The 1,831-nt window shown below is 71.0% G+C and carries 3 protein-coding genes; 1 reads left to right on the top strand and 2 read right to left on the bottom strand.

Annotated elements, in window-relative coordinates; translation table 11 throughout:
• Positions 1-46: 46 nt before the first annotated feature.
• Positions 47-616, top strand: coding sequence for a hypothetical protein (locus Q4I23_RS32480; protein ID WP_498528972.1), 570 nt, complete (start codon positions 47-49; stop codon positions 614-616).
• Between the two features lie 19 nt (positions 617-635).
• Here the strand turns inward: Q4I23_RS32480 and Q4I23_RS32475 are convergent, their stop codons facing one another.
• Together Q4I23_RS32475 and Q4I23_RS32470 are read right to left on the bottom strand one after the other, a co-directional pair.
• Positions 636-905: a DUF2934 domain-containing protein gene (locus Q4I23_RS32475; protein WP_237904781.1), complete on the bottom strand. Its 270-nt coding sequence runs from the start codon at positions 903-905 to the stop codon at positions 636-638.
• 77 nt (positions 906-982) lie between these two features.
• Entirely contained in the window at positions 983-1,648 is a 666-nt protein-coding gene (locus Q4I23_RS32470) for an NnrU family protein (protein ID WP_498528971.1), read from the bottom strand.
• Between the last annotated feature and the right edge of the window lie 183 nt (positions 1,649-1,831).

The raw sequence follows: 1,831 nt of genomic DNA, 5'->3' as shown, positions 1-1,831 counted from the left end.
GCGTATAATCGTCGGCAGCGTCAGATGTGTATAAGAGACAGAGCGTGTGTCGGTCGGCGGGATGGGCCGCTACCGCAAATTCTCCCGCAAGGTGCGCGACTTCTTCTCGCTGGCGGCGGTGACCCAGGAACGGCTGGACGCCGCCCCGTCGGAGATGGAGGAGCTGATCGGCCCGATGACCACCGCGCTGGAACGCCTGCACGCCCGCATGGTGATCCTGTTCGTGGAGGAGAGCCTGGGCTTCTTCAACACCTTCGCGCGGGTCAAGGCGCTGCCCATCGGCACCCACGAGACGGTGGGGGTGGAGTTCCGCGCGCTGATGGAGATCCGCAAGTTCCTCGACGACCCGCTCTACGACGGGGAGCGTGGACAAGGCCTGCGCAAGCAGACGGACCGCGTCGCCGTGCTGATGCGCGCGGTGATGGACCGCTGCCCGCCCCTGCCCGACTTCGGCGACGAGCCGAGCATAGGGCCGCGGGGCACGGTGAACAAGCCGCTGCGCCCGCCGCGCGCCGCCGCGCCTCCCGCCGCGGGCCGGGCGGCGGAGCCGCGCCCGCTGCCTCAGCCCGATCCGCGACTGGAAGTCCGTCAGCTGTCCCTGGACGACGAGGACTGACGATCAGCCTTCCGCCCGATCAGCCTTCCGCCGTCGACGACTGGCGATGGTGGCTGTGCGCGTCCACGCCGCGCAGATGCTCGGCGGCCTCGTGCAGGGCGCGCTCGCTGGCGCTGTCGGGGGTTTGCAGCCCGGCCTCCGGACCGGGGACGGCGTCCTCCTCGGCGATCTCGCGGGCGGCCTGCTGCCAATGCTCGATGTGGCGCCCCTCGGGACGGCCCTCCCGCTCCCAGATGGCGTGGGCGCGCTCGCGGACGCGGGGGTCGTCGGGGCCGGTGTGATGCTCCATGGCGCTGTCCCTCCTCGGCGGTCTGCATTCATGACCGTCAACAGGCGGAGCGGCGCGGCGTGTCGCAAACCTTCCCGCTACAGCCAATAGAGCGGGCTGACTCCGAACAGCCAGGGATGCACGGCGATCATCGCGGCATAGGCGGCGAGCGCGCCCAGAACACGGCCCCAGCCGATCTCTCCTGGGCGGAAGCTCTGGCGTCCGGCCAGGATGGCGGCGAAGGGAAGCGCGGAGGTCTCCGCCCGGTAGGTCCGCCCGGCAGCACCGCGGCGCAGCAGCCAGTCGTTCTTGACCATGGCGAACAGGGCGATGGCCGCCATCGCGACGAACAGCACGACCCGCCGCCCGTCCCCGGTGGCTTGCAGATGCAGCAGCGCCCACAGCAGCAGCCCCATGCTGCCGGGAAAGCGGGTGATCCGGTAGATGCCGCGCGGCGGGTTGGGGGCGTCGGGCTCGCCGGCCTTGCTGGTGACGCGGGCGGCGATCAGCAGGAAGGACAGCGGCATCAGCGCGACGACGAGCGGCGCCGCCCATCCGGCGGGAACGAACAGCGGCTCTCCGCCCCCGGGCTCGCGGTAGGCCCAGACGAACAGGCCGAGCGCCAGCAGCGAGCCAAGCGAATGCAGGGTGACGAACCCGCCCCGTCCCATCCGGGCGATCAGCCACGGCCGCACCCCCGGCCAGGACGGCACGGCGTGGGTGGCGAACAGGAACAGGGCGGCGAGGAGAAGGTCGGTGGTCATGGGCCGCAAGGAAACACCGCTTTGCCGGACGGAGTCTTGATGAACGTCAAGCATGCGGCACCGAAAGCAAACCGCGTCCGGATGTGGCGCAGGCCACAGCGGGGATGGGCGGCGGGGCGTACTGTCTGGTCATCGGACAGGCCGGGCCCCGACGCAGACGGAACCGGCAGCCAAATCCCCCAG

This window comes from Azospirillum sp. UFLA03-27, assembly GCF_059803775.1.
Note: the sequence above shows the minus strand (reverse complement) of the source record. Positions and strands in the feature narration are given on the sequence as shown.